2 protein-coding genes are annotated in these 1850 nt (G+C 40.5%); both read right to left on the minus strand.

Going from position 1 to position 1850, the window contains the following annotated elements; genetic code table 11:
* On the minus strand, nt 1–861 hold an 861-nt coding region (locus tag WA010_RS12240), incomplete at its 3' end, for a UvrD-helicase domain-containing protein (protein ID WP_422557398.1).
* Nucleotides 862–896: 35 nt separating this feature from the next.
* On the minus strand, nt 897–1280 hold the full coding sequence (gene fliW / locus WA010_RS12245) for a flagellar assembly protein FliW (RefSeq protein ID WP_422557399.1): 384 nt from the start codon (nt 1278–1280) through the stop codon (nt 897–899).
* Between the last annotated feature and the right edge of the window lie 570 nt (nt 1281–1850).

The following is a 1850-nucleotide window of genomic DNA, read 5'->3' on the forward strand; positions in this document are numbered from 1 at the left end:
GGTGTTGGCTAGCGAGAGGATCGGAACGGTCGAACGGTAATTTTTGTTGAGGGTATAGACCTCGGCATCTGGGAAATTGGTCGTGAATGAGCCGATAATAGAGATATCGGCACCGTTAAAGGCATAAATACTCTGGTCGTAATCTCCGACACAAAAGAGCGACGGCGGACGCATAGCGTTGATCAGTGTCCCCTGAAGAGCATTTGTATCTTGGTACTCGTCGATCAAGACCTCTTTGTACCCCAAATCGCTCTCCAATGCCAAAGCACGCATATGAAGCAGTAAGTCGTTGAAATTGACAAACCCGTACTCTTTTTTCAACGCTTCAAACTCATCGATGATATCGGCATAAATGGCCGCATACACCGCGTGTTCATCCTGACGGGTCAAAATCCACTCTTCAAAATTGACATTCATCTCAGTATTTTGATAAAACGAATAAACATCATAGAGATAGTTGGCACCGTACGCCGAGGTCGCGCAGTCGATGTGGCTGAATGTCCGTTTCTCATAGACGCTTCGAAAAAGGGTTTTGAGTTCACGCGGCTGTTTGAGGACGACTTTTCCCTCTTTGCGTTTGAGCCATCGGTAACTCACCGCATGAAATGTCCCCGCATCGATTTTAGAGGCGATTTCGCGACCGAAAAACGCCGCTACCCGCTCCACCATCTCAGCTGCGGCTTTGTTGGTAAAGGTGAGGAGTAAAATCTCTTCGGGTTTGACGTTTTTGGAAATCAGATAGGCGATACGCCCCACAATCGTAGAGGTTTTCCCCGTCCCTGCCGAAGCGATAATAAGGTTATGTCCATAAGGGGCGGTTGCGGCGGTATATTGCTGATCGTTGAGACGAGAGAGAGGCAAGAGGCTCCTTAAAGCCCCTATAATATGAGGCTAAATTATGATTTAAATTTTTTGATCGGTTCGGCTAAACCGAGACCGGGGTGATTTTTCACATCTAATACCGCTTGTGCCATAGTCGCGTTGTCTTGATTAAAAATAAGCGGAGCTAGGAAGTTGATGCACGATTCATCGAGCGGATCTTGAATAACGGCGATATTATATACCACTACCTTTGAATCTTCGTTAATGTCGAGTAAAACTCGAATCGAGACAGGAAGATCAAAAGAGTATTCACGCAATAGATAAGGATTCACAAGTGTGAAACTGACGGCACTTTCGTCACAACTTTTTAGCATAGAAAACATCTCATCAATAGGTGTTAACTCTACTTTGGTTACTTGATCAAATCCTAATATCGTTGATTTTACATCATACTGCATGATTACCCTTTTGATTATTAATACTTAAAGTAAAGCAATTAGTGTTCCGCGACGAATTGTGTTACCCAATAGTAACTTTAATAATAGACTTCTTGCATAACTCTGATTCAAAACATATGATCCCGTTCGCCCTGAGCACTTGTGCCCTTTTGGCATGTCGAAGGGTGTTTCATCCATCGTTCGATATACCCATCACGACGAGCGATAACGCAAGTTATTGATTATTTTACTCCGAGGACAAAAGTAACTTGTCCTTTTTTTAATATTTAATTAAAAATTTATGTGCATTTATATATGTTACTTGGCAATTTTTACCATAATTATACAAATCAGTGATACAATTTTAAATATTGCGATTAAACGCATTTAAGTAAGAATAAAAAAATTACCAAAAATATTTGATATACCGATATGTTTTTGACGAAATAAAATTCAATAAAGGAGATAAAATGTCAATATCATTAGAAGCGCTAAAGATGAGCTATATTCAAGGCATAGCAAAATCAATGGATATACAAAACAAAATTTCTCTTTTTAATAATATCGTACCAGCAACAGTGAGTAGTGCAT

Origin of the sequence: Sulfuricurvum sp. (assembly GCF_049305995.1) — a bacterium.
Lineage (GTDB): Bacteria > Campylobacterota > Campylobacteria > Campylobacterales > Sulfurimonadaceae > Sulfuricurvum.